This window comes from Chitinophaga hostae (genome assembly GCF_018224885.1).
Classification (GTDB): Bacteria; Bacteroidota; Bacteroidia; order Chitinophagales; family Chitinophagaceae; genus Chitinophaga; species Chitinophaga hostae.
In genome coordinates, this window is sequence record NZ_JAGTXB010000012.1 from 133,633 (window position 1) to 158,639 (window position 25,007).

The 25,007-nt window shown below is 48.0% G+C and carries 23 protein-coding genes and 1 riboswitch; of the genes, 14 read left to right on the forward strand and 9 right to left on the reverse strand.

Going from position 1 to position 25,007, the window contains the following annotated elements; all coding sequences use genetic code 11:
* Positions 1 to 63: 63 nt before the first annotated feature.
* Entirely contained in the window at positions 64 to 1,134 is a 1,071-nt protein-coding gene (locus KE626_RS22565) for an NADH:flavin oxidoreductase/NADH oxidase (RefSeq protein ID WP_211975265.1), read from the forward strand.
* Between the two features lie 68 nt (positions 1,135 to 1,202).
* Here the strand turns inward: KE626_RS22565 and mgrA are convergent, their stop codons facing one another.
* On the reverse strand, positions 1,203 to 2,195 hold the full coding sequence (mgrA, locus tag KE626_RS22570; RefSeq protein WP_211975266.1) for an L-glyceraldehyde 3-phosphate reductase: 993 nt from the start codon (positions 2,193 to 2,195) through the stop codon (positions 1,203 to 1,205).
* Between the two features lie 94 nt (positions 2,196 to 2,289).
* Positions 2,290 to 3,201, reverse strand: coding sequence for an acyl-CoA desaturase (locus KE626_RS22575; protein ID WP_211975267.1), 912 nt, complete (start codon positions 3,199 to 3,201; stop codon positions 2,290 to 2,292).
* A gap of 170 nt (positions 3,202 to 3,371) precedes the next feature.
* On the opposite strand from KE626_RS22575, the gene KE626_RS22580 reads away from it, so the two are divergent.
* From KE626_RS22580 to cbiB, 5 genes are all read left to right on the forward strand, one after another.
* Positions 3,372 to 3,941 (forward strand): HdeD family acid-resistance protein, encoded by a 570-nt coding sequence (locus KE626_RS22580; protein WP_211975268.1) that lies wholly within the window; start codon positions 3,372 to 3,374, stop codon positions 3,939 to 3,941.
* Positions 3,942 to 4,074: 133 nt separating this feature from the next.
* A complete protein-coding gene (locus KE626_RS22585; protein WP_211975269.1) occupies positions 4,075 to 6,684 on the forward strand; it encodes a M1 family metallopeptidase in 2,610 nt (869 codons plus the stop codon).
* Between the two features lie 110 nt (positions 6,685 to 6,794).
* The gene (locus tag KE626_RS22590; protein ID WP_249207635.1) at positions 6,795 to 8,264 is read left to right on the forward strand and encodes a cobyric acid synthase; all 1,470 of its coding nucleotides are present in this window, start codon (positions 6,795 to 6,797) and stop codon (positions 8,262 to 8,264) included.
* Positions 8,265 to 8,276: 12 nt separating this feature from the next.
* Entirely contained in the window at positions 8,277 to 9,299 is a 1,023-nt protein-coding gene (locus tag KE626_RS22595; protein ID WP_211975270.1) for a pyridoxal phosphate-dependent aminotransferase, read from the forward strand.
* Positions 9,284 to 10,237: an adenosylcobinamide-phosphate synthase CbiB gene (gene cbiB, locus KE626_RS22600; protein WP_211975271.1), complete on the forward strand. Its 954-nt coding sequence runs from the start codon at positions 9,284 to 9,286 to the stop codon at positions 10,235 to 10,237. The genes KE626_RS22595 and cbiB overlap by 16 nt, the downstream gene beginning before the upstream one ends.
* A gap of 3 nt (positions 10,238 to 10,240) precedes the next feature.
* Here cbiB and KE626_RS22605 read toward each other — a convergent pair whose 3' ends face one another.
* The 3 genes from KE626_RS22605 to KE626_RS22615 form a co-directional block, all read right to left on the reverse strand.
* Positions 10,241 to 12,142 (reverse strand): tetratricopeptide repeat-containing sensor histidine kinase, encoded by a 1,902-nt coding sequence (locus tag KE626_RS22605; protein ID WP_211975272.1) that lies wholly within the window; start codon positions 12,140 to 12,142, stop codon positions 10,241 to 10,243.
* Between the two features lie 9 nt (positions 12,143 to 12,151).
* Positions 12,152 to 12,886 (reverse strand): LytR/AlgR family response regulator transcription factor, encoded by a 735-nt coding sequence (locus tag KE626_RS22610; protein ID WP_211975273.1) that lies wholly within the window; start codon positions 12,884 to 12,886, stop codon positions 12,152 to 12,154.
* 117 nt (positions 12,887 to 13,003) lie between these two features.
* Positions 13,004 to 13,411 (reverse strand): hypothetical protein, encoded by a 408-nt coding sequence (locus KE626_RS22615; protein WP_211975274.1) that lies wholly within the window; start codon positions 13,409 to 13,411, stop codon positions 13,004 to 13,006.
* A gap of 165 nt (positions 13,412 to 13,576) precedes the next feature.
* Between KE626_RS22615 and KE626_RS22620 the strand changes: the two genes are divergently transcribed.
* The 4 genes from KE626_RS22620 to KE626_RS22635 all read left to right on the forward strand — a co-directional run bounded on the left by KE626_RS22620 (position 13,577) and on the right by KE626_RS22635 (position 15,401).
* On the forward strand, positions 13,577 to 14,413 hold the full coding sequence (locus KE626_RS22620; RefSeq protein ID WP_211975275.1) for a Rossmann-fold NAD(P)-binding domain-containing protein: 837 nt from the start codon (positions 13,577 to 13,579) through the stop codon (positions 14,411 to 14,413).
* Between the two features lie 135 nt (positions 14,414 to 14,548).
* On the forward strand, positions 14,549 to 14,854 hold the full coding sequence (locus KE626_RS22625; protein ID WP_211975276.1) for a head-tail adaptor protein: 306 nt from the start codon (positions 14,549 to 14,551) through the stop codon (positions 14,852 to 14,854).
* A gap of 3 nt (positions 14,855 to 14,857) precedes the next feature.
* Positions 14,858 to 15,142, forward strand: a complete 285-nt coding sequence (locus tag KE626_RS22630; protein ID WP_211975277.1) for a DUF6881 domain-containing protein — start codon at positions 14,858 to 14,860, stop codon at positions 15,140 to 15,142.
* 43 nt (positions 15,143 to 15,185) lie between these two features.
* A complete protein-coding gene (locus tag KE626_RS22635) occupies positions 15,186 to 15,401 on the forward strand; it encodes a hypothetical protein (RefSeq protein WP_211975278.1) in 216 nt (71 codons plus the stop codon).
* Positions 15,402 to 15,419: 18 nt separating this feature from the next.
* Here the strand turns inward: KE626_RS22635 and KE626_RS22640 are convergent, their stop codons facing one another.
* Positions 15,420 to 16,112, reverse strand: a complete 693-nt coding sequence (locus KE626_RS22640) for a uracil-DNA glycosylase family protein (protein WP_211975279.1) — start codon at positions 16,110 to 16,112, stop codon at positions 15,420 to 15,422.
* A gap of 8 nt (positions 16,113 to 16,120) precedes the next feature.
* Positions 16,121 to 18,241, reverse strand: a complete 2,121-nt coding sequence (locus KE626_RS22645) for an ATP-binding protein (RefSeq protein ID WP_211975280.1) — start codon at positions 18,239 to 18,241, stop codon at positions 16,121 to 16,123.
* Between the two features lie 313 nt (positions 18,242 to 18,554).
* On the opposite strand from KE626_RS22645, the gene KE626_RS22650 reads away from it, so the two are divergent.
* From KE626_RS22650 to KE626_RS22660, 3 genes are all read left to right on the forward strand, one after another.
* The gene (locus tag KE626_RS22650) at positions 18,555 to 19,805 is read left to right on the forward strand and encodes a YdcF family protein (RefSeq protein WP_211975281.1); all 1,251 of its coding nucleotides are present in this window, start codon (positions 18,555 to 18,557) and stop codon (positions 19,803 to 19,805) included.
* A 60-nt stretch (positions 19,806 to 19,865) separates the two neighbouring features.
* Positions 19,866 to 20,810: an NAD-dependent epimerase/dehydratase family protein gene (locus KE626_RS22655; RefSeq protein WP_211975282.1), complete on the forward strand. Its 945-nt coding sequence runs from the start codon at positions 19,866 to 19,868 to the stop codon at positions 20,808 to 20,810.
* A gap of 72 nt (positions 20,811 to 20,882) precedes the next feature.
* Positions 20,883 to 20,996: riboswitch (SAM riboswitch) on the forward strand.
* Between the two features lie 150 nt (positions 20,997 to 21,146).
* Positions 21,147 to 22,325 (forward strand): trans-sulfuration enzyme family protein, encoded by a 1,179-nt coding sequence (locus tag KE626_RS22660; RefSeq protein WP_211975283.1) that lies wholly within the window; start codon positions 21,147 to 21,149, stop codon positions 22,323 to 22,325.
* Here the strand turns inward: KE626_RS22660 and KE626_RS22665 are convergent.
* Positions 22,276 to 23,487 (reverse strand): dicarboxylate/amino acid:cation symporter, encoded by a 1,212-nt coding sequence (locus KE626_RS22665; protein ID WP_211975284.1) that lies wholly within the window; start codon positions 23,485 to 23,487, stop codon positions 22,276 to 22,278. The two genes, KE626_RS22660 and KE626_RS22665, sit on opposite strands and share 50 nt — an antisense overlap.
* 99 nt (positions 23,488 to 23,586) lie before the next feature.
* On the opposite strand from KE626_RS22665, the gene KE626_RS22670 reads away from it, so the two are divergent.
* The gene (locus KE626_RS22670) at positions 23,587 to 23,910 is read left to right on the forward strand and encodes a NirD/YgiW/YdeI family stress tolerance protein (RefSeq protein WP_211975285.1); all 324 of its coding nucleotides are present in this window, start codon (positions 23,587 to 23,589) and stop codon (positions 23,908 to 23,910) included.
* Between the two features lie 9 nt (positions 23,911 to 23,919).
* On the opposite strand, the gene KE626_RS22675 is transcribed toward KE626_RS22670, so the two are convergent.
* The gene (locus KE626_RS22675; protein ID WP_211975286.1) at positions 23,920 to 24,897 is read right to left on the reverse strand and encodes a sulfite exporter TauE/SafE family protein; all 978 of its coding nucleotides are present in this window, start codon (positions 24,895 to 24,897) and stop codon (positions 23,920 to 23,922) included.
* Positions 24,898 to 25,007 lie beyond the last annotated feature (110 nt).

Below are 25,007 nucleotides of genomic sequence, written 5' to 3' on the forward strand. Positions count from 1 at the left end.
TGAATATTATGTTTTCGCTATACGATTTATGCTTAATTTTAACGGACTAAAAAGCAATCGCTTATGTCGAATTTGTTTAGTCCCTTTTCCTTAAGGGAGGTGGTATTCCGTAACCGTATTGCAGTGTCGCCCATGTGCGAGTATTCTTCGGACGATGGATTTGCGAACGATTGGCACCTGGTGCACCTGGGCAGCAGGGCAGTAGGCGGCGCCGGGCTGGTGCTGACAGAGGCGGCGGCTGTATCGCCGGAAGGCCGCATTTCCATTAATGACCTGGGCATCTGGAAAAAAGAGCATATACCAATGCTGCAAAGGATTACCCGCTTCATCGCAGCACAGGGCGCCGTTCCGGGCATACAGCTGGCACATGCCGGCAGGAAAGCCAGCACACTCAGACCCTGGGAAGGGAGCGGAACATTACCCGCCGATAAAGGCGGCTGGCAGGCGGTAGCTCCCAGTGCTATCCCCTTTAACGACGTATATCCTATGCCGGTGGCACTCACGGAAACGGGCATACGCAAAGTACTGGATGATTTCCGGGAGGCGGCCGCACGCGCCCTGGAGGCAGGCTTCCAGGTAGTGGAAATACATGCCGCCCATGGCTACCTGTTGCATAATTTTTTATCTCCCCTCAGTAATCAACGCACGGATGAATATGGGGGTTCTTTTGAAAACAGGATACGGCTGCTGCTGCAAACCGTGGAAGCTGTTCGCACGGTGTGGCCGGAGCGATATCCGCTGCTGGTAAGGATTTCCGCGACGGATTGGGCGGAAGGAGGCTGGAACCTCGGAGAATCGGTACAACTGGCTGCCCTCCTCGGGAACCAGGGTGTGGATTTGATCGATTGCTCTTCCGGCGGACTTGCAGCGCATCAGCATATCAAGGTGGGACCTCTTTATCAGACGCCTTTTGCAGAGAAAATCCGCAAAGAAGCAGGCATCGCTACCGGTGCAGTTGGTATGATCACCACCGCGGAAGAGGCAGAGTCCATCATCGCGGAAGGCCGGGCAGATATGGTACTGATGGCCCGGGAACTGTTACGAAGCCCCTATTTCCCCCTGCATGCAGCCCATACATTGGAGGCACATATACCATGGCCTATACAATATGAACGCGCAAGAATGCGGAAATAAACAGGGATAAAAGAAGAAGGGAGCGGCTTCACAGCCACTCCCTTCTTCTTTTATATGCCAGCAATATTTTATTTCAGTATCGCTTCAATAGCATCCAGTTCTTCTTTGGTAAAAGTGGTATTCTTCAGGGCATCCAGGTTATTGTCGAGCTGCGCAACAGAGCTGGCGCCGATCAGGACCGTTGTAATACGCTTATCTTTCAGTATCCAGGCCAGCGCCATCTGTGCCAGCGACTGACCCCGTTGCTGCGCCAGGCTATTGAGCTTTTTAACTTTCTCAATTTTCGCAGGCGTTACTTCTCCTTCCTGCAGGAAGCCGGTGGGCTTGCTGGCCCGCGAACCTGCCGGAATACCGTTAAGATAGCGGTCGGTCAATAAGCCCTGCGCCAGCGGTGAAAAGGGGATACATCCAACACCATTGGCTTCGAGCACATCCAGCAACCCATTTTCCACCCAACGCTCAAACATGCTGTATTTGGGCTGATGAATCAGGCAGGGCGTGCCAAGCGATTTTAATACGGCAACTGCCTCACGGGTTTGTTCGGCGGTATAATTGGAAAGACCTACATACAGCGCTTTACCCTGCTGTACAATGCTGTGCAGCGCGCCCATAGTTTCTTCAATTGGCGTATTGGGATCCGGACGGTGCGAATAAAATATATCCACATATTCCAGCTGCATACGGCGTAAACTCTGATCCAGGCTGGAAATAAGGTATTTGCGGGAACCCCAGTCGCCATACGGGCCAGGCCACATGGTATAACCGGCTTTGCTGGAAATGATCAGCTCATCCCGCAGATAGCCGGTAAAGTCCATTTTCAGCACCCTGCCGAATGTTTCTTCCGCACTGCCCGGTAAAGGGCCGTAGTTGTTAGCCAGGTCGAAATGAGTAATGCCCTTGTCGAATGCGGCACGGATAATATTGCGCCCGTTCTCAAAATTATCTATTGAGCCGAAGTTATGCCATAACCCCAGGGAAACGGCCGGTAACTGGATGCCGCTTTTGCCGCAACGGTTATAGGTCATACTGTTGTATCTGTCGGCTGCAGGTAAGTATTGCATGGAATTTTAAATTTTAGTGAGCCAAGATAAAAAATAAAAGGGAAACATACCAGCTGGTATATTTCCCTTTTCTATATCTTATTATTTGTAATAATTACTGTGCCTCTTCTACCGGGATACGGTCTGCAGCTTTCTGCGACAGTTTATTACTTTCCTTCAGTTTTTCAGGAACCGGGCGTATTTCCCAAACAATCCCCAGGAAACCTAATGTTTTGATAACATAGTAAGTAATGTCAAATTCCCACCAGTAAAAACCTTGTCTGGCTGCACTCTGATAATAATGGTGGTTGTTATGCCAGCCTTCTCCGAGCGTTACCAACGCCAGGATAGCGCTGTTGCGGGATTCATCTCCCGTGTAATATCTCTTATTACCAATTTTGTGCATCAGGGAATTGATGGTAAAAGTACCATGATAAAGGATAACAGTACTCAGGAAGAAACCGATCAGGAGTGTAGATAAACCTGCGCTCCAGTCAAACCAGCCGGTACCATTTACTTTATTACCTACAAAATATACGGCAATAGCTAATATCACAGCAGGCACCATATGCCATTTGTTGAGCCACAACAGTTCTTTTGCTTTATGGTCTTTGATCAGGTCAAAACGGGTAGGCTTGTATTCCGGTCCCATAATCCAACCGATATGCGCATACCAGAAACCGTAAACATTTGCGGAATGCGGATCTTCAGGCGTATCGCTATGCTTGTGGTGGATACGGTGATTAGCCGACCACCATAAAGCGCCCTTCTGCAGACTGCTTTGCGCTCCCCCGGCCAGGATAAACTGGAAGAATCTCGACGTTTTAAACGCACGATGTGAGAAATAACGATGGTAACCCGCCGTTACAAAAAACATGCGTATCACGTACAACACACCACATAAAATCCAGTCGAATGCTGTTGTGCCGGTAAAAAACGCCAGTAAGGGTATCGCGTGAATACCCATGAAATCTGCCTGATGCCACCAATTGGGTGGTTTTCTGTCTTGCTTGATCGCCTTATTCATTCCGCAAAGATAATTTCCGTCTTTTATTAAATAAATGATTTAAATCATTTGGGCAAAGTTAAGTGCTTTTCCCCGGTTTTTCCGCGGCTATATTATACCGAACATTTTATGACAGCAGGTGTTAGAATGGAAACATACTACTATCCTTTATTAACATTAAAGTAATCATTATGTCACAATTCAGTTCTGCTATCCGCAATACAGTGAAATACTGGTGGCTCTATTTGCTGAACGGTATTATCTTCCTGATCGCAGGTTTTATCGTTTTTTCCAATCCTTTCAGCAGCTATATACTCCTGAGTATCTTTTTCAGTGTTACATTATTCGTGACCGGGATCTTTGAGGTTTCATTTGCCCTCAGCAACCGCAAATCGCATTCAGGCTGGGGCTGGTCCCTGGCTTCGGGTGTTATTGATGTAGTGGTAGGTATTATCCTGATAGGATATCCTGCTGTCAGCATGGCGGTGATCCCGCTGTTCCTCGCCTTCTGGTTTATGTTCAAAGGTATCAGTCTCATAGGCTTTTCCATACAATTGCAAACAGATAAGATCCCCAACTGGGGCTGGTTGCTGGTAGGCGGTATTGGCCTGATTATCATTTCCATTGTTATACTCGATAACCCTGCATTGGGCATAGCGGCCATATTGGGATTGATGGCGGCGGCTTTCTGGGCCACCGGCGTACTGAGTATTATCTTTGCCTTCCGGCTGAAGCATATAAAGAAGGAGCTGAAGGCTTAAAGCTGAAAGCAAAAAGCTATTGCAGCAAATAACATATATACACTGATCACTCGCTGTAATAGCTTTTTGCTTTCAGCTTTAAGCCTTCAGCTTTTTTCAATATATTCGACTATTCATAATCTATTCTCTTTCGATGAAAATCAACAAAATCTATGCTATTGCATCCTTGCTGTTATGCAGCGGAATACAGCAGGGAATGGCCCAGACAACGTCCAAATATGATCAGCACGAGGCTTTTTCTCCCTTGTTTTACCCGGCTCCCGGCAACGAATTTCGCAGTGCCGGCGGACAGCCCGGCCCAAAGTATTGGCAGAATGCGGCCGATTACAAGTTGGATGTAACCCTCGATACCTTAGAACACCGCATCAGTGGGAACGTAGTCATTACCTACAAGAATAACAGCCCCGATCAGTTACCTTTCCTGTGGTTACAGCTCGATCAGAACATCTACAGGGAAGACTCACGAGGCTCCGCTACCGTGGCCGTATCAGGCGAACGGTTTGCTAACCGCAGCTTTACAAAAGGATTTGAACTCAAAACAGTGAGTCTCCTCAGCAACGGCAAAACCATTGCTGCCAACTACCTGGTAAACGATACCCGTATGCAGATCAAACTGGCGGATGCCCTGAAAACAGGCGCCTCCCTGCAGATCCGTATCGATTACGCCTATACGATTCCTGAATATGGCACCGACCGTACCTCCCGTTTGCGTACCGCTAACGGATGGATATACGAAATAGCACAGTGGTATCCACGTATGGCGGTTTACGACGATGTACTCGGATGGAATAACATTCCTTACATGGGTGCATCAGAATTCTATCTCGAATATGGCAACTTTGACTACAGCATTACAGCGCCCGCCAATATGATATTAGGCGGCTCCGGCGCATTGGTCAATGAAGCGCAGGTATTATCACCCAAAGAACTGACCCGGCTGGCAAAAGCACGCAACAGCAACGAAACCGTGTTTATACGCGACAGCGCCGATATTAACAGCAACAGCGCAAAAGGCAACCGTACCTGGCACTTCGTATGTAAGAATACCCGCGACGTAGCCTGGGGCGCTTCCGGCGCCTTTATATGGGATGCCGCCCGTATTAATTTACCGGGAGGCAAAACAGCCCTGGCCCAATCCCTTTACCCGGCAGAAGTTGCCGGCCAGAACGCCTGGGGCAGGTCTACCGAATTTGTAAAAGGCTGTATTGAACACTACTCCAAACAATGGTACGTATATACGTACCCGGTAGCCACCAACGTAGCAGGCACCGTAGGCGGAATGGAATACCCCGGTATTGTATTCTGCTCGTGGAAGTCCACCAGGGGAGGCCTCTGGGGCGTTACGGATCACGAGTTCGGCCATAACTGGTTCCCGATGATCGTTGGATCCAACGAACGTAAATACGCCTGGATGGATGAAGGCTTTAATACTTTCATCAATGGTCTGTCTACCGCAGCATTTAACAAAGGCGAATTCAAAACACCGGCAATGGTGCAAAGATCTGCACCTATGCTGTTTTCCAACAGGGCCGAACCCATCATGACCACCCCCGACGTACTCGATATGAATTACCTTGGTGTGGCCGCCTACTACAAACCAGCCATGGGACTCAATCTCCTGAGGAATGAAATCCTCGGCCCCGAACGTTTTGACTATGCCTTCCGGGAATATATTAAACGCTGGGCGTTTAAACATCCCACGCCATGGGACTTCTTCCGCAGCATGGAAAACGCAGCCGGTGAAGACCTCGCCTGGTTCTGGCGCGGATGGTTCCTCAATAGCTGGAAACTCGACCAGGCCGTGAAAAGCGTTCAATATGTTAAAAGTGATCCCGCCCAGGGCGCCCTCATTACCATCCAGAACCTGGAACAACTGCCGATGCCGGTAGTGCTGGCGATCAAGGATGTAAACGGTAAAACAGATACAGTGCGCTTACCGGTGGAAATATGGCAGCGCACCGCTACCTGGACTTTCCGTTATCCGTCGACCGTTAAAATTCGCAGCGTTGTCATTGACCCGGCAGGGAATTTCCCCGATATCAATCCTTCCAACAACAGCTGGAATGCGGAGGCCGGACAAGCGGTTCCCGCCGGTACTACGGCCACGACTATATTAAATAAATATATCAACGCCGTTGGCGGCGCTGATAAACTGAAAGCAGTGAAAGACCTTACCCAACAATATAAAGGAGAGGTAAGCGGTACCCAGGTGGATGTAACGGTAAAAGCCAAACAGCCGGATAAGCTGCTGCAAACAGTATTTGTACCCGCAGCCAACCTGATGGCCATGAAACTGCTGATCGACGGTAATAATGTAAGTATGTTCCGCAGCGGACAGGAAGCGCCGCTCCCGCCGGCAGAGAAGGTCATCCTGAAAGACAATAACCGGGTATTCCCCGAACTGTATTTCCTGGCGCCGGAAAATAATGTTAAACTGGAATTGTTGCCGGTAACAGAAGATATTAACGGCGTACCTACCTACGTGGTAAACGCCGCTACTTCAAATGGCGCCCTGCTGCGTTTGTATTATGATGTGAAAACCGGCTACAAGGTGCGCACGGTAACGTTGGCAGGACAGGAAGGTGGCAGCCCCGAAACCGTGAGCGACTATGGTGATTATCACGAAGTGAGCGGCATACAGTTTCCGTTTAAATACGCCAGCGGCAGATCCGGGCTCAGCGTAAACATGAAACTGAAAACAGTGACCGTGAATAGCGGATTAACGGATGAGCTGTTTAAATAATTGATAATTTTACAAGACATATAAAGCATCTCCCAAATCCGGGAGATGCTTTTGTGTTTATTGCCGGCCGAAAGTTAATATCTTCGTTGCCGTTTAAAGTCGAGATGCATATGAAACAATTGCGGCCGGTTATGTTTGTTGGTACGGGGTCCGATGTAGGCAAAAGTGTGATCACGGCCGGGTTTTGCCGTATATTTAAACAAGACGGTTATACACCCGCACCGTTTAAGGCGCAGAATATGTCGCTCAACAGCTACGCTACACCCGATGGACTGGAAATAGGCCGTGCCCAGGCGGTACAGGCGGAAGCCGCCGGTGTTGCTTGTCATACCGATATGAACCCGGTGCTGCTGAAACCTACCAACGATCAATCAGCGCAACTGGTGCTCCATGGTAAACCTGCCGGTAACCAGTCGGCCTGGGAGTATTTTATGGAAGATGATAAACGCGCCCTGTTTGAAGCGGTATCGCAATCATTTAATCGCCTGTCTCACCAGTATAACCCGGTAGTAATGGAAGGCGCCGGCAGTATTTCAGAACTCAACCTCCGGCAGAAAGATATCACCAATATGCGCATGGCCCTGCATGCCAAAGCGGCTGTATACCTGGTAGCGGATATCGACAGGGGGGGCGTTTTCGGCAGCGTATATGGTACGCTGGCACTGCTGCCGCCAGAGGAAAAGGCGCTGATCAAAGGTGTTATCATCAATAAATTCCGCGGCGATATCCGCTTATTTGAAGATGGACGCAAACTATTGGAAGAGCTCACCGGTGTACCGGTAACCGGCGTATTACCATATTATCACGATATTCATATTGAAGAAGAAGATGCCGTGTCACTTGCGCTCAAACATAAGCGGTTGCTGGCCGGACAGGTAAATGTGGCCGTAGTGCTGTTGCGTCATATGTCTAACTTCACCGACTTTAATGCACTGGAAAAAGACGAGCGCGTAAACCTTTTTTATACCGACAATCCCGCAGAACTGGCCGCCGCCGATATTATTATCCTGCCCGGCAGTAAAAATACGCTCGATGACCTGATTGCCATCCGGAATAACGGCACGGCCCGTGCTATAACGGAAGCGCACAAACGAAATAAAGTGGTGATCGGAATTTGCGGCGGATACCAGATGATGGGAACACGGATCGCCGATCCCTATGGCGTGGAAGGTCCTGTGGGGGCTATGCCCGGACTGGGCATATTGCCGGTAACCACGGTGCTTACCCGTGAAAAAACAACACTGCAACACAGTTTTCTTTACCGCGGCAACAGCAAGGTATGTACCGGGTATGAAATTCATATGGGAGATACCAGCAGCGACAACCCTTCGCCGCTGAATGAATTAAGCGGTGGCGGTAAGGAAGGCTATTTCCTCAGCACCCGGTGCTGGGGCACCTATCTCCACGGTATCCTCGATAACGATGTGGTGATCAACGACCTGTTGGCCAGCTGTGGGAAAACACCCGTAGTAAAGGATTTCGACTACCAGCACTTTAAGGAAACACAGTACGATAAACTGGCGCTGCATATCCGTGAAAATCTCGACATTCCGGCTGTTTATAAGGCACTGGAATTATAATATTACCTGATTATGATACAAGGACATGGAGACGATGGCTATCTGTTTGACCGGCCGATAAAAGCAGATTTCAGCTCAAATGTATGGTATGGCGGCCTGGCAGAGGGGCTAAAAACGCACCTCAGTAACCAGGTAGCGGGAATCGGTCATTATCCCGATGCGGCTGCCGGGAAATTGCAATCCCTGCTCGAACAACAGGCTAATCTCCCCGCCGGCGCCATCATGGTCACCAGCGGTGGTACAGAGGCTATTTACCTCGTGGCACAGGCATTTGCCGGCGCCACTGCCTCCGTATTAATACCCACTTTTTCAGAGTATGCAGACGCCTGCAGATTATACGGCCACCAGGTGCAATACCTGTTATGGGATAAGCTCACGGCTGCCACCGTATTTAATACCGATATGGTGTTTATCTGCAACCCGAATAATCCTACGGGGCAGGCCCTCGATGAACATGCCCTGCAACAGCTGATCCAGTTAAACAAACATACGGTATTCGTGATCGATGAAGCGTATATAGACTTTACCCGCGCAGCAGCCACTATGATACCTCACCTGCACCGCCTGCCCAACGTGCTGGTGCTGAGATCCATGACCAAAACCTGTTGTATTCCGGGGCTTCGCCTCGGTTATATCGCCGGCAGAAAACAGTTGCTGGATCGTGTACGCGCGTTCAAAATGCCCTGGTCGGTGAACAGCCTCGCACTGGAAGCGGGCTATTATATACTCGAACACCCCGGGCAATTCCGCCTGGATCCCGATAGCCTGCTGCAGGACACCTTCCACTTATGGGAGGGCATCCGGAAAATGCCGGAATATAAAGTATGGCCAACGCATACACATTATTTCCTGTTTGAAACATTAACAGGTACCGCCGCAGCACTGAAAGCCTGGCTGGTAGAGAATCATGGCATTCTTATCCGCGATGCCGCTAATTTTTATGGACTGGAACAAGGACACTGCCGCGTTGCCTGCCGCAGTGCCCATGATAACAAATTACTGATTACTGCCTTGCGCCAATGGAGCCTGTATTAAAATTCGTATTGCCGTTACTGTTAGGATATATTGCAGATCTGCTGCTGGGTGATCCACGCAGCTGGCCACATCCGGTGAAAGGATTCGGAAAGCTGATTCAACAAGGTACCCGCCTGTTGAACCGTGGCGCCGGCCGGTTCTGGAAGGGCATGTTGCTCACCCTTCTCCTGTGCGCGGGTGTAGTCTGTTTTTTCTATTTTGCACAAAAGGGCTTGTCGCAGTGGCCCATCGCATGGTATGCTTTCAGCACCGTTTTTGTTTTCTTTGCGCTGGCCAACAAAAGCCTCCTCCAGGAAGGTAAAGCCGTATTTGATATCCTGCATCGGCAGGGCGTGGAAGCAGGCAGAGAAAGACTATCGTGGATTGTAGGCCGCGATACGACACATTTATCTCCCCACCAGATCCGCATCGCTGTGATGGAATCCATGTCTGAAAACCTGAGTGACGGCGTAGTGGCGCCGCTCTGTTTTTACGCGGTAGGGGGGCTGCCCGGTATGATGCTCTACAAAATGATCAATACCCTCGATTCTATGATCGGCTATAAAAACGAAAAGTATCTTTACTTCGGTCGTTTTGCTGCCCGCCTCGATGATGTGGCCAATTATATTCCTGCACGCATCACCGCCCTGCTGATGATATTATTATACGGCAGCAGCCGCGCCTGGCATTTTGTAGTGAAATACGGTTCTGCACATGCCAGCCCTAATTCGGGCTACCCGGAAGCTGCATTGGCAGGCATTCTCGACTGCCGGTTTGGTGGCCCCAATACCTACGGCGGAGAAGTAGTACACAAGCCTTATATAGGGGAAAATGAACGCAGCATTGAACACGACGAATTCACAAAGGTAATGTACCTCAATCATGCCGTCACTTTTGTGATGATCATTTCTATCATCGCTGTAAAGTATTACCTGGTGTGGTATGCACAGCAGCAGTAATATTTATTTCTGCCGCTGCGTGGGGATGATCAGCGTTACCTTTACGCCCTGACCACCTTTGTCTTTCTTGTCGGTAACAGCAATGGAGGCTAGTTTTCCGGTTTGCTTGCTGAGTATTTTTAAACGTTCCTGTGTAATAATACCGGAGAGAGAATTTTTTTCAGGACTGCTTTCCTCAACGATACCAAGCCCGTTGTCTTCAATTACGCAATGGAGTAATGCATTCCGGAGCTGCAGCGTAATACTGATATGACCCTTGTAGGGAAGGTTGCGCATCCCATGCTGGATGGCGTTTTCTACGAAAGGCTGCATCAGCATTGGCGGAATAAAAACATCCATGTCTTCACAACCCTCAATGGGATGAACTTCATAATCGAATGCATGCTCAAACCGGATGGCCTGCAAGCTCAGGTAGTTTTCGAGGGCCTCCACCTCCTGGTGCAGCTGTACCAGGTTATGCCGGGAGTTTTCAAGGTTCAGTCTTAGCAGGCGCGCAAATTTATTCAGGTATTTAACGGATTTTTCTTTTTCATCATGACGGATAAAGCTTTGTAATACCGCCAGGGTATTAAAAATAAAATGCGGTTCCATCTGGCTGCGTAACAGTCGTTGCTCTAACGCGGTACTATGTTGCAGCGTTCTCAATTTTCGTTGACGGATAAGCACAATGGTCAGCGCAACGCCCGCCAGCAGCAGGATGCCGAATATAAACAGGATAATCCGCTGCTGTCGCAGGATGATGGCCTGGTTATTATATTGGCGGCTGATGTCAAGTGTTTTGTGTTGCTGTTCTTTCAACTCGTTAATCGCCTGCAACTCCATTACTTTTTTCAGCTGTTGTTCTTCCATTTCTGTTAGCGACATATTGGAGGCAGAATCCAGGTACTGCACCGCTTTTTTATAGTCGCCGTTTTCGTAATAGATATTGTATAAACTGCTGTAGGCGGCACTGAGGTTACCCGCATTTTCAGGTTCCCTGGCCATATCTGCGGCTTTGTTAATATAGTAGATGGCTTTCGGGAAATCTTTTTCCTCCATAAACATCTGCCCGTAGTTTACATATTCGCGGAAAGATACTTTGTTGAGCCTCTCCTTGATATGAAACGCCTGCACCATCAGCTGGTGTCCTTTTTTTCTATCACCCATTTTCTCGGATAGCACACCCAGCGCGGCATACACCGTGGCAATACGGATGGAATCCGGTTGCTTTAAGGCCAGCCGGAGGGCGCTGTCTTCATAATGCAACGCACGCTGATAATTGTGCTGCCGTTCGGCAATACGCGATTGCGCTTCCATCAGGTACGACATATAATAATAGTCCTTCTTGTTGGGATAACCGGCAATTGCTTTGTCAGTATATGTTTGTGCCTTGTCGTATACGCCATAGCGAAAATGTATTTCGGCGGCGAGGTCATAAATGCGGTATAGCTCCGGGTATTTAAACTGTTGTGCAAGCTCCAGTAAATGATAGATCCGTGAAAAGGTGCTGTCGTCAATTTTTTGTTGCAGATCGATCCGTATCAGGCCCATTTGCTGGAATACATAGAGATCTATCAGCCTGCTGCTGTCGAACGGGGTATTGGGTAACATGCGCCGGTAGCTGGTGGCAGCGGCTTTGTTACTGTCGGCAAACCACTGTTGCCTGCCCTCGAGATAATAATAAAGTCCTTGTCCCTTATCGCCGGCGGCCATGGCTATGGGCCGCAGCTGCTGCATTTTTCTCCGGGCAGCGGCGCCGGAAAAACGATCACCTGAGTCGATCAGTTGTTTTAATACGCCGATCACCGGCAGATCCCCGGCAGGCGCAGGCAAAGTATCAGGCGTAGGGCTGTTTTGCCGGCTGCAGCTAAGAAAACAACAGTAAATAACAGCCGGTATCAACAGAAACCTGGACGGAGAAATCATGAACACAATTTAATGATCGCCGGTAAGAAATTGCCTGACAAACTCCCTTTTACGCGATGATACCGGGATTTCACTGCCTTCTTTGAGCACCAGTATACCGTCTTTCAGAAACCGGTCTATGAAATGATGATTCACGATGTACGATTGATGAATACGGATAAACCAGTTTTCCGGCAGCAACTCTTCATACTCTTTAATAGGCCGGGACACGGTTACCTTTTTCCTGTCGGTAAGATAAAAAGTGGTATAGCTGCCATCACTCTGGCAATACAGGATGTCTTCAAAAGAAACAACCTGCAGGTACTGATGGGAGCGGAGTACAATACGGTTATGCAGCCCGGGTTTCTTATGGGCGTCGGCCACTTCAAGTTGCAGCTTAGGCTGTACAGGGCTTTCGGATTTTAAACGCTCCAGGGTTTCCGACAGCTCTTCTTCGTCTACCGGTTTCAACAGGTAATCGAATGCCCCAAATTTGATGGCCCTGATCGCATGTTGATTATAGGCCGTAATAAAGATAATGCGGAAATGCCTCTCCGGAAACTGCTGTAACAGCTCAAAGCCTGTCCCGTCAGACAGCTCAATATCCAGTAACAGCAGGTCCGGCTCTGTATTGGGGATAATGACCTTGGCTTCTGCAATATTGCCACAACTGCCCAGTACTATAAAATCAGGATAGCGCTTCATCAACCATTCCAGGTCCTTTCTGATGGCAGGTTCATCGTCGATAATCAGTGTACGGATCATAGTTTCCTTTTACGGTATCCAATGCTGTTTCACAGGTAAGCGATAAACAGCTGTCTAAAAGTAAGGGATTTTCACAGTCTTCAAAACTATGGGTTATAAACAGAGATGAGAGGCCGGCTATATGCCCTGGTGGTTGCTGTTGACCACGATGTTTGCTTCATCCTCAAACGATTTAAATTCGTTTTTCCGGGTAGATTTAAACACCACTTTAATCAATAACAGGCCGATGATGACAGGGATCGCGCCACCGAAGCTGATGACCAGCGTTTGGAACACCAGGCTTAAAACAATAGTAAAAAGGCCAAAGCCGGCCAGCATACCACCAATGATCCACATTACCGGTGGTATAAAATCCACCTGCAGGTACTGCTGCTTATAGCGCAACAGGTACTTGTAATTGTCGTGCGGAATAATAATGGTTTGCGGACTTAAAAACGGCTTTTTCAGTTGTGCCTTTGGAAAGTGCTGTTGCATCTCTGAGAAGATCTGCTGTACACTTTTTGACTGTGAATTGGTGATCTGCATTAAAACGGATTTATGGTTCCTCAATATTGTGCTGTTGGTAATATGCCTGCAAAATAGTACCTGTTGTGGGGGTAAATGGTACTGAATCTATATCCGTTCGCATTTTCCATATATTCGCCGTTTTTTGGGAGATGTGCTACCTTCGTAACGGCATAAAACTTTATCATGGGCAAAGGAGAGAAGATCAGTATTTTAAGTTGCGGGTGGTTGGGAAAACCGCTGGCGCTGCATCTCAAGGCGGCGGGCTATCCTGTAAAGGGAGCCAGGACCAGTGAAGCCGGCGTGGCTGAACTGGCTGCGCTGGGGCTGGAGGCTTATACTGTGATCCTGTCGGAAGAGGTGTTGACCGGCCCCGATGCTTTCTGGGATGCCGATATCCTGGTTGTTAATATTCCGCCCCGCAGGGAAAGAGGGATGGAGGCACATGTAGCGGAGATAGCCCTGTTGCGCAGTTTCCTGGAAACAACCCGTATTAATAAAGTAGTTTTCGTGAGTTCAACGTCTGTTTATGCAGATATAAACGGCCTGGTAACGGAAGATAATGAAGAAGTGCCCGATACTGCCAATGGCCAGGCGCTAAGGGCTGCCGAAGCCCTGTTGCTGGCGTCTGATCATTTTGACGCCACGGTGCTCCGTTTCGGCGGACTGATAGGCTACGATCGTTTACCTGATGCCCGCCGCATACAGGAAGGCAAACGGATCAATGAACAGCCCATGAATGTTATACACCGGGACGATTGCATTGGTATTATCCGGATGGTCATTGAAAAAGAGGTGTGGGGTGAGATGTTTAATGCCTGCGCCAGTGCACATCCCCGTCGCAGTCACTATTATAAGGCTGCTGCACAGGCGCTGGGGATAGAATTACCACGCCGGTTGCCGGCGGAAGAGGGGCCGTATAAAATAGTAGGCTCGCGTAAATTAAGACATGTGCTAGGCTATACCTTTAAATATGATGACCCCTTACTGGTATTTGATCAGGTAGCAAAGCCGTTAAAGTAGCAACGCCCCTGGTATTGAAAAAAAAAATTGTTTACATATATTAAAATCGCTATATTGTAGTACTACCTCAACATGCCAACAGGAGAGGTATTTTTTAACCATAAAAATTTATATCACCTAAACCTAATTAAAGCCGTGAATCTGCTGCTACTTAGCCTGTTTGCCCTCGCGCTATGGCTGATGTTCACCCTGTACAGGAGTCACAACCGCAGGAAATCTGAACTGCTCCTGCCTGTTCGCTCCGCGAATATTGTTAAAATTCATAGTTACAAGTCTTTTGGCATTATTGCCACTATCCGTTTTAAGGATGACCTTACACCACAGATAGGAGACCGTTTACATGAAGAAGGCAATATTTACCAGATAACGGGCGTGGTAAAGCCCGATCCGGTACAGGAGCAACCAAAGGATACCTGGGATTGCCGCCTGGTAAAAATATAAGCAATGGAATACCTCAAAATTTCCTGGCTTCATCGCTTCGACGATGAACCGGTATTTCTATACAGTGAAATTGATGCACAACGCTTTGAAAACCGGAAGGTAGAGATATACCCGGACGGCAGTTTTGGTATTGCCAATTGTAATTTTCACTTCGGAGGAACCGCCTTATCAGATATGGTAATGCCCGACATAGAAGATATCAGCGAGGATAAACAATTTATTCCTGAACTGATTTCGCAGGCAGAATTTGAACTGATCTGGAACCAATATTTTTATTTTTTGTCCTGACATAGCTGGTCCGTCGTTTGCGGAAGATCTTTAAAAGGATCTTATGAACGCATTCATGATAAAAACATCCGGAGGCCGCTTTTACGTAAAGCCTTATTCCGCCGAACGTTTCCTGGTAGACGTGGACGGGGAGGAAATTGTGATGGAGAAAGATGAAGACGGGTATGTACGCGCACCAGGCGCTACAGACAACGGTCATCGTTTAAACATGGGGCTGCTGAATCTTATCGCAGACCAGATTGCTGTACAGACAGCGTAAAAAATCCACAACCTGTGGTTATTTGTGTGCGGTAAAGGCCGACAAATACTTGTCGATATACAAGTCCTTGGTTTTGGTTTTATACTGCATCACAAAACGGGGATGTTCCAGGGGAACGATTGCTTTGAAGAATTTTTCTTTTTCATTCAGCTCCTGCAGGAATGCGGCATTCTTCCCGGTGCCCATGCAATAACACACCTCGCGGCTGATATTCCATTGCAGCTGCTGCGTTAAACTGCTTACAATGAAGGAGTAGGAGGCTTTAGTGAGCGCCGCGCTGTCATAGTAATTATAGTTGACCTCTTTCCCGCCCGGTTTCAGGGCCGTAAATCCAAGCGGACAAATACTGCTGATATAAAAGTGCTGGTAAAACTTTTTAACACCACCGTAGGCGTCTATTACATCATATACAAATACCGAAGAAGGTTCATGTGTTTTCAGACCCTTGATCTCAATCCCGCATTTTTCGTACATCCGTTTCGTATCTGTAAAGGGTACGCCGGTTGATCCCGAACCCAGGCGGCCGGGATTAATACCCAGGATGAGCTGCCGGGGCTTTTTGTCGTCATAAAACTTTTTATAGAATTCGGTCATGATATCCAGTATCCCCGGACCTTCTTTGAAGGGGTTCATGACGCGTATGCCTGCGGGCAGTTTGCCCGGAAAATGCAGGTGGCTGTTAAAGTCGATGATCTGATCCGCTATAGTCATTCCGCAATTTAGACCATTTGCCGATGCCTGGTAATTTTTTCCAGGATATCTTCTTCGCGGTAAGGTTTCATGATGTAATCATTTAACCCGGAGCGGAGGTAGAGCGCGATATCATCTTCCAAAACATTACCGGTAATAGCAATGATGGTGACCCCTGCTTTTTTCTTGTCGGGCAGGTCCCTGATCATAGCGGTCAGCATCAGGCCATCGATACCCGGAAGGTCGATGTCGGTAAGAATAAAATCGAATGATTCACGCTGGTACACTTCCAGTGCTTCTTCCGCAGAAGATACGATCAGGTAGGATGCCTGCATCCTGTCCAGCATCAGGGCCAGCAATTTCTGGTTGAGGATACTATCCTCTACTACTAATAGCCTTATACCGGCGGGTATAGTGCCGCTTGCAGGTGTATTACTCACGGGGACAATGATTTTTTTGGTAGCAGGTGATGGATTCATCAGCTTATACCTGATTTCAAAATAAAAAGTGGTGCCTTTGCCTGGGAGACTCTCCACATGAATTTTACCGTTGTGCAGGTCAATGATTTTCTTGGAAATATGCAATCCTAATCCACTGCCTTTATGATAATGGTTATTTCCCTGGGAGAATGCATCGAATACCAAAGGTAGTTCTTTATGTGAAATACCGGACCCGGTATCTTTTACGCTTACCTGGAGTAAATCGTTTTCCCTGATATGCGCGGTAACCGTAACATTACCCTGGTCAGTGAACTTTATCGCATTGGCCACCAGGTTGATCAATACCTGCTTCAGCCTGAAATCGTCGCCCAACACCAGCAGGGTACTGGGGAAATAGATGTGCACGTCGAACGCAAGCGATTTCATTTCCGCTTGTACCGACAACGTTTTGCATACTTCCTCTATAGCCGCCCGCGGAGAAAATTTTTCCTCGCGCAGTATAGGCTCGGCCGTTTCCATCCGCGTGTAGTCAAGCACGTTATTTACCACCTGCAGCAGCATGTCTGCTGAATGTCGTATAGCCGACACCGTTTCCGGGGTTTTGTCCCGTTCCATCAGGGAGGTAAATCCCAGGATTGACTGCACCGGTGTCCGGATTTCATGGCTGATGGTAGCCGCAAAATCGCTTTTCTGCTGCGCAAATTTTTCCGCCTGTTGCTTAGCCCTCAGCAGGGCCAGGTCGTAACGGTAAAGACGGCTGATACCATATATAATAATGGCCGCCATTAGCAGTATCAACGGAATTTCCCAGTAATTGTGCTTGTCGAGCCGGTATAGAGAATGGTCGATATCCTGTCCCAGCTGCAGCCGTTTTTTATCGGTTTCATCCAGTATGCTCGTCTTCAGGTCAGCCATGAGATGAAGCAGTTCTGTAAACAACCGCTCGTTGGCTACCACCAACGCATATTCCTTTTGTTTCAGGTTGTTATGGCTGTTGGCAGCATCCCGGATAAATTTGGTATAGGTGTCCTGTATTTTTTTTAACTGTTCGCGGCTAAAGGCTTTACCTCCGGAATTACCCGTGTCGTACTGCACTATCTTCACCTGTTTGCTGGTTTGTTGCGCGCCTTGTTTGTTGCTGATGGCGTCTTTTATACGCCCGAACAGTTTTTTCCTGCCCTGGGCTTTGGCCGTATCCGTTGTAACAACGGTATCGGTTTTCCTGTGTGCCAATGGCAACTTTATATTTTCCAGTTGTTGCATAGGCAGGGGAGCTGCCGTGGTATCCCAAACGAGCGATAACTGTAATAACGAGTCTACGTATAACCGTGTTTGTAAAAACAGTTGTGACTTGCGCGCTTTGTCTGCCAGCAATGCCGCCATCTGATCCCTGTCCTTACCGGCGCCCACTGCGCTGTCGAGATGGGCTGTAATGCTTTTAAGCTGCCCGGCATAAGTATTCAGGTATTTCCGGTCGTAGGTAAGCGTATAAATCCTGAAGTTATTGTCTGCTGCATATAATAATTGCACCGCCGCATCGATATGACGGGCGTCAGTTTTCGTTGCCACAAGGTCTTTCACAACTATACCTAACTGATGGGATTCGCGTTTTCTTAAAAAGATGATCATGAAAAATGTCATCAGAACTAAAACCATGATCGTCAGCACCGCATAGCGTACAAAAGTCTTTTTTTCCTGGGTCGTGTACATTGTTACATTATGATTGGGTCGTGGGTTGCCCGTTCGTCCGGGGCGGGAGCTAAAATAAACGATTTTATCCGCCGTAACTAATAGATAATCAATGAAAAACAATAAATATAGATAGCGAAAAGCATCTGAATTATATATGTATTGTTTTATTTAATACATTATATTTTTTTAGTTATTAAAAGAATCGCAATGGCCATTTTTATCTTTCAATTCATAAAATTTATAATATATTTTATGAGCGGGAAAGTTCCATCCGGATTTTGTATTATTATTGTCCGACCATAATAAATACGATATTAAACAGGTTTCTTCGATGCGCTATCTGAAAAACTCTTTCTTTACCTGCCTGTTGTTGTTTGTAATACTGTCAACTACGTATAGTCAACAGGTTTATCCTGACCCGCATTACAGGTTTTTATCGGGCCCCGGACTATTACAGGATCGTAATTTTTACCTGTTTACCCTGCTGGAACAGTTACCCGGTTTGCCATCGCTGCTGACTAAAGACAGCAGTCTGAATGAACTGGCGAAAGGATACAAACAGCGTATAGCCAATCCCGTAAGTAAACATGACATGGCTGACTCCTTGCTGTTTACAGAAAACACGATCCGGCAGGTGAGCAATACCTTTATCACGTTACTGGAGCGTAACCCGGAACAGTGGCTGCCCCTGTTGCGCGAAATGCGCGGCAGCGGCTTGTTTGAACTGTATGCCGGTAAAAGCGATGCCCAGTTGCTCCACTATGCATGGAAAGATGCCGCCAACGGCATTAACTATATTATCAATGCCTACGCAAATGGTACCGGTTTGCGCTACCCCGTGATAGACTCTGCTGCTTTTTACGTGCGCTCCCCTGCATACAGGGCAGCCATACAACAGCTGCTGGAACAGGTGCGGGAGAAGGATAAACCGGGCGAACTGTTTTTTCAGCCATCGCTGCAGCTGGCCCTGGGCTTGCTCCGGCTTAACCACCGCGATGAAGCGGTGCGTTACGAACCGATGTCTGCCACTAACGGCGACGCCTATAGGTTAATTAAGAAAACCAGCTGGGATAAGTATCCTTATCCTGCGATGCTGATCCTCGGCGCCAGCCCGGTCGCCAAAGAAACCATCAGCGAAACAGGTAAAAGCCGCTGCCGGATGGGCGCTGAACTGTACCGTAAAGGATTGGCGCCTTTTATTATTGTGTCTGGTGGCCATGTACGCCCTGTAGGAACGGTATACTCGGAAGCCATAGAAATGAAGAAATACCTCGTCAACGAGTTAAAGATACCCGCTGCCGCCGTAATGGTGGATCCCTATGCAAGACATACCACCACTAATGTGCGGAATGCAGTCAGGATCGCCTGGAGAAGCGGTATCCCGGTTAATAAAAGAATGTTGTGCGTGTCCGACGCCATGCACCTGGTATATGTAAACAGCCCCCTGTTTAAACAGCGCTGTATGACCGAGCTGGGATATATGCCTGCGGCGGATATCAAACAGGCTGATCTTTACTTTTTGTCGTTCTTACCAGACCTGCGCTCGCTGCAGGCAAATGCATTCGATCCCCTGGATCCGTGATGCGCCATACTTTATCAAGTTTTTCATCTTCCAGATAAACCTTATAATCAAATCAATACTATGTCCGGGTCATCTCAACAATCTTTATATACTATCCTGGGTGCAGGTGGTATCATCGCCAACCAGCTGGCAAAAGAGCTCGTTAATAACAACAAACAGGTACGACTGGTTAGCCGTTCGCCCAAATCAGTGGAAGGCATTACCGACCTGGTAGCAGCAGACATTACCAACTATGAGCAAACAAAGAATGCAGTAAAAGGCAGCTCCGTCGTGTTCCTTACTGCCGGCCTGAAATACGATATAAAGGTTTGGTCCGACGCATGGCCCAAAATTATGACAAACGCGATCAACGCCTGCAAGGAAACCGGCGCCCGGCTTATTTTCTTCGATAACGTATATTCGTATGGGTTAGTAAACGGTCCTATGAAAGAGGATACGCCTTATCATCCTGCCAGTAAGAAAGGCGTCGTCCGCGCCGCCATCGCCACCCAGCTGATGAACGAAGTAAAAGCAGGAAACATTACCGCTACTATCGCACGTGCTGCCGATTTCTACGGCCCCGGCGCCGATAAAACCGGCTTCCTGAATATCCTGGTCATTGATAAATTTAAGAACAACAGCACTGCTATGTGGCTGGGAAAAGATGATCAGACACATAGCTACACTTTTACCCCGGATGCCGCTAAAGGACTGTACCTGCTTTCGCAGGACGATAGCTCCTGGAACCAGGTATGGCATTTACCTACCGCCAACCCGGCCCCCGATGGTAAAGGCTATGTAAACATGATCGCTGCCCGGATGAACGTAAAACCTAAATACATGAAGCTTGGCAGCTTTATGTTGACGCTCTCCGGCCTGTTCAACAGCACCATCAAAGAGATGAAGGAAATGCTGTACCAAAGCAACTATCCCTATATCCTGGATTCTTCAAAGTTTGAAAAACATTTCCAGGTGAAACCAACTTCTTACGAAGAAGGGATCCGGTTAACACTGGAAAAACAATAGTCTACTGAGTTTGTAGGAAAATAAATTTGGTAGTTAATTTTTCTGCCTTATCTTTGCACCAGTTCTTTAAATAGCTTATCAAGAAAGGAGGAGGGACATGGCCCGACGATACCTTAGCAACCATCACTGCGTAAGCAGTGAAAGGTGCTGCATCCATCCCGGTGTAACAACCAGGAAAGATAAGTCAGATTCTAAGTTTTACTTTACATTATTATTTATATAGTGATAAAACTCATCTGGCTCCCAGGTGAGTTTTTTTTATGCCCCTGCCTCCCCGATATGCTCATTTAACGGACCTGTTTAATCAATTTTCATCAAACTAAAAATCAAACAAAGATGAGCACTATCACAGAACTGATCCATTCTATTCCCGTAGACCCGCACACCGGCGCTATTGCGGTACCCATTTATCAGACTTCTACCTTTGTGCAGGAGGCGCCCGGTGTAAATAAAGGATATGACTATGCCCGGTCCAATAATCCTACCCGCGAAACCGCGGAAAAAATCATCGCCAAACTGGAAGGCGGCGCTGCGGCATCTGCCTTTTCCAGCGGCCTGGCAGCCATAGATGCGGTGATCAAGCTCCTGAAATCCGGCGACGAAATTGTAGCGGTAGATGATATCTACGGCGGCGCTTTCCGCCTGTTTAATAAAGTGTATGAAAAATTTGGTATCAAGGTTCATTATGTAGATACTTCCGATACACAAGCGGTGTTTAATGCCATCACACCGGCCACCCGTTTAATATGGCTGGAAACACCCACTAATCCTACGCTGAAGATCTCCGATATCGCTGCTATCGGCCGTATTGCCAAAGCGCATAATTGTTTGTTTTGTGTAGACAATACCTTTGCCTCCCCCATATTACAAAAGCCGTTGCTGCTGGGCGCCGACCTCGTGATACACAGCGCCACCAAGTATCTCGGCGGGCACAGTGATCTTATTGCCGGTGTGGTGGTAGCGAAAACAATACAACTGGGAGAGGAGATCAAATTTTATCAGAATGCCTGCGGCGCCATTCTTTCGCCGTTCGACAGCTTCCTGCTGATAAGAGGTATAGAAACACTGCACCTGCGCATCAGGCAACATGGAATCAACGCACAGGCGCTGGCAGAATACCTGGAACAACACCCGGCAGTAGCGAAAGTATTTTATCCCGGATTACCTTCGCACCCGGGACATGAACTGGCAAAGCAGCAGAGTAAAGGATTTGGCGGCATCATCTCTTTTACATTAAAGGATGATACTACCGCGGCAGCTACGGCATTTGTGACCTCCACTCATTATTTTAAACTGGCAGAAAGCTTGGGTGGTATTAAAAGCTTGCTCTGTCACCCGGCAGCAATGACGCATAAATCTATTCCCGAGGAAAAAAGAAGGGCGGCCGGAGTGAGCGATAGCCTGATCCGTTTATCTGTAGGATTGGAAGAAACGGCCGATCTGCTGGCCGACCTGGAACAGGCCTTTAAGAAACTGCCGGCGCCCGCCCGCGAAGAAAACGTGTTGTCAGCATAGCGGCTACATTGTCGCCCGTTGCATTGAGAATGGTGGCCAGCGGATCTACCAGGGTGCCAATGATCATCAGCGGCGGCAGCGCTTCTACCGGGAAGCCATATATGCTCATCACCAGCAGCTCACCTATATAGCCGCCGTTGGGAATACCGCCTTCCACGATGCTGGCTATAACGGTAACGCCTAAAGCCATAATGATCACGGAAGGACTGTCGAAGCTTTTGCCAAACATAGCAAATACCACCGCCATTTTTATGATAGAAGAAATACTGGAGCCATCTTTATGCAGGGTGGCTCCCAGGGGCACCACCACGCTTCCGATATCAGCAGGAACGCCCATCCGTCCCACTGCGTTGAGGTTTGCAGGTATGGTGGCAATGCTGCTGCCGGTGCCCAAAGCGGTAAGACTTGGTACTATATTATTCTTCCAGAAAATTTTAACACCCGGTATACCTCCCGCTATAAACGCATAGAGTGTAAATCCGACAATAAAATAGAAGATGCCAAAGCCATAATAAATGCCCAGGGAATGGGCATAGGTACCAAACAATTGCGGCCCCACAGTGCCCACCTGGTAAGCGAAGTAAGCACCGAGCCCAACAGGGCCCAGCTTCATAATCACGGTCAGCACTTCCTTGATCACTTCGTTGCCGGAATGCAGGAACTGCCGGAAAGCTCTGCCGGATTCTCCCGCCCGCATGGCAGCGAAGCCAACAAGACCAGAGAAGATAATGAAAGGCAGCATATTTTTACGCGACAACAACTCATAAAACTCGCTTACGGTGAGCAGCCTGGCAAGCTGTTCACCCCAGTTACCGGGTTGTTCCAGGCTAATTGCTTTTGATAACGTAACCTGTTGATGAATAGGGAAGATCCACACCGCCACAATCGTAAAAAAGGCAGAGATCAGGATCGTAGCCAGGAATAGCAGCGACATTACGCCCAATATACGGCCCAGCTTATTACCCGCCTCGATATGCGCAATGGCGTTCGCAATGCTGAAGAATACCAGCGGAATAATTACCGTAAACAACAGGTTCAAAAAAATATCGCCTATCGGTTTAATAATGACCACACGTTCTCCGAATATCAGTCCGGCAATGCTGCCGGCTATAATGCCCGCCAGCAGCCAGAACATACTGCTGTATGTTTTTAAAAATCCCATGCCTGCAATTTATATAATACAAGATAACCAAATGTGTTTGATTCGTGAACAATCTGACATGATTATTGTTTATGCACATAGCAAACCAAGTTACTTATCATGAAAAGCCTGCTGCTCTGTTTGTTGCTTCCCTTTGCTTTCCAGGAACATACCTATACGGTGGGAGAGGTGATGCGCCACGCGCGGCAACTGCATAACGACAGTGCCGTGGTACAGATCACCGGGTATGTGACGAGGAAATTACGTGATAATAATTATATGTTTGAAGACAGGACGGCTGAAATCCAGGTAGATATAGACCCCAAATACCTCCCGAAAACACCTTTTACCGATAAGGATGCGGTGACCATCAAAGCCCTGGTGCAATACGAAATCAACAAACCTATCACCCTGAAGGTGAGTCAGCCGGTCAGCAACGATTAACGGAAATGCCTATATGATTTTTACAAGGAAAGTATAAATGCTCTTCATGCTCACCAGTATCACAATCACTGCTACCGCTACCATAATGGTTTTGGCAGAAATTTTATTGGATACCCGTGCCGCAATAGGAGAGGCAATAGCGCTGCCTATCACCAGGCCCAGTACTGCGTCCCAGTGAACATGGTATAACACGGTAATAAAAGTGAGAGAGCTGAGCATCGCGATAAAAAAGCGGGTAGCCTTTACCGTGCCCAGGGAAAAACGGGGATGCCGGCCGCCGGCAATCAGGGAAGATAATACAATAGATCCCCAGCCACCGCCGCCGATGGCGTCAATAAAACCGCCACCGAAGCCCAGCAGGCCAATTCTCTTTATCTTTTTGGTAACTTGTTTTTTACGTTGTGCCCGGACAGCCCGTAACAGGATCACCGTACCCAATATCAGGGTATACAGCGATACCAGCGGTTTAGTATATTGCGCATAATGCTCCAGCGATGACAACAGGTAAGCGCCGATCACCGCCCCCGCAATACCGGGTAATATCAGTAGCTTAAAAAGCTTTTTATTGACGTTGCCCATCCGCTGATGCATCCACCCGGCAATACCGCAGCTCAGGATCTCGGAAATATGCACCGCCGTACTGGCAGATGCCGGCGGAATACCCATCGACAGGGAAAAGGTGGTGGAAGTAATACCATACGACATGCCGATCGCACCATCGATCATCGCGAATATAAACCCGGCTACCAGGAAATAATAGAAAGTCGGTGGTACATCTTCCACATAGGTGCGGAATGCCGGCGACTGCCACCAGGAAATACCTAATATTACCGCCAATAGCAATAATCCCCCCAATCCGTATATCCAGCGCTGCTTTTTATAGGCAATGCTTTCGGTGGCGTTGCTGTTTTCCGATGGCAATACTGCCGCTGTTTCTTCTGTGGTCAGGGCCGCCGGAGCAGCCAGGGTAGTAAGTTCTTTCTCCATTTTTTATAATGTGCCAGCCTTAATTCACCACAAAATACATAAACTCTATGAAATAAGTAGACTATCGATAAAAAAATTGCGAATTACCAATTACCAATTACGCCGCCAGG

Coding starts and splice junctions, on each gene's coding strand:
- KE626_RS22565 (WP_211975265.1), top strand. CDS start 64: ATGTCGAATTTGTTTAGTCCCTTTTCCTTAAGGGAGGTGGTATTCCGT.
- mgrA (WP_211975266.1), bottom strand. CDS start 2,195: ATGCAATACTTACCTGCAGCCGACAGATACAACAGTATGACCTATAAC.
- KE626_RS22575 (WP_211975267.1), bottom strand. CDS start 3,201: ATGAATAAGGCGATCAAGCAAGACAGAAAACCACCCAATTGGTGGCAT.
- KE626_RS22580 (WP_211975268.1), top strand. CDS start 3,372: ATGTCACAATTCAGTTCTGCTATCCGCAATACAGTGAAATACTGGTGG.
- KE626_RS22585 (WP_211975269.1), top strand. CDS start 4,075: ATGAAAATCAACAAAATCTATGCTATTGCATCCTTGCTGTTATGCAGC.
- KE626_RS22590 (WP_249207635.1), top strand. CDS start 6,795: ATGAAACAATTGCGGCCGGTTATGTTTGTTGGTACGGGGTCCGATGTA.
- KE626_RS22595 (WP_211975270.1), top strand. CDS start 8,277: ATGATACAAGGACATGGAGACGATGGCTATCTGTTTGACCGGCCGATA.
- cbiB (WP_211975271.1), top strand. CDS start 9,284: ATGGAGCCTGTATTAAAATTCGTATTGCCGTTACTGTTAGGATATATT.
- KE626_RS22605 (WP_211975272.1), bottom strand. CDS start 12,142: ATGATTTCTCCGTCCAGGTTTCTGTTGATACCGGCTGTTATTTACTGT.
- KE626_RS22610 (WP_211975273.1), bottom strand. CDS start 12,886: ATGATCCGTACACTGATTATCGACGATGAACCTGCCATCAGAAAGGAC.
- KE626_RS22615 (WP_211975274.1), bottom strand. CDS start 13,411: ATGCAGATCACCAATTCACAGTCAAAAAGTGTACAGCAGATCTTCTCA.
- KE626_RS22620 (WP_211975275.1), top strand. CDS start 13,577: ATGGGCAAAGGAGAGAAGATCAGTATTTTAAGTTGCGGGTGGTTGGGA.
- KE626_RS22630 (WP_211975277.1), top strand. CDS start 14,858: ATGGAATACCTCAAAATTTCCTGGCTTCATCGCTTCGACGATGAACCG.
- KE626_RS22635 (WP_211975278.1), top strand. CDS start 15,186: ATGAACGCATTCATGATAAAAACATCCGGAGGCCGCTTTTACGTAAAG.
- KE626_RS22640 (WP_211975279.1), bottom strand. CDS start 16,112: ATGACTATAGCGGATCAGATCATCGACTTTAACAGCCACCTGCATTTT.
- KE626_RS22645 (WP_211975280.1), bottom strand. CDS start 18,241: ATGTACACGACCCAGGAAAAAAAGACTTTTGTACGCTATGCGGTGCTG.
- KE626_RS22650 (WP_211975281.1), top strand. CDS start 18,555: ATGCGCTATCTGAAAAACTCTTTCTTTACCTGCCTGTTGTTGTTTGTA.
- KE626_RS22655 (WP_211975282.1), top strand. CDS start 19,866: ATGTCCGGGTCATCTCAACAATCTTTATATACTATCCTGGGTGCAGGT.
- KE626_RS22660 (WP_211975283.1), top strand. CDS start 21,147: ATGAGCACTATCACAGAACTGATCCATTCTATTCCCGTAGACCCGCAC.
- KE626_RS22665 (WP_211975284.1), bottom strand. CDS start 23,487: ATGGGATTTTTAAAAACATACAGCAGTATGTTCTGGCTGCTGGCGGGC.
- KE626_RS22670 (WP_211975285.1), top strand. CDS start 23,587: ATGAAAAGCCTGCTGCTCTGTTTGTTGCTTCCCTTTGCTTTCCAGGAA.
- KE626_RS22675 (WP_211975286.1), bottom strand. CDS start 24,897: ATGGAGAAAGAACTTACTACCCTGGCTGCTCCGGCGGCCCTGACCACA.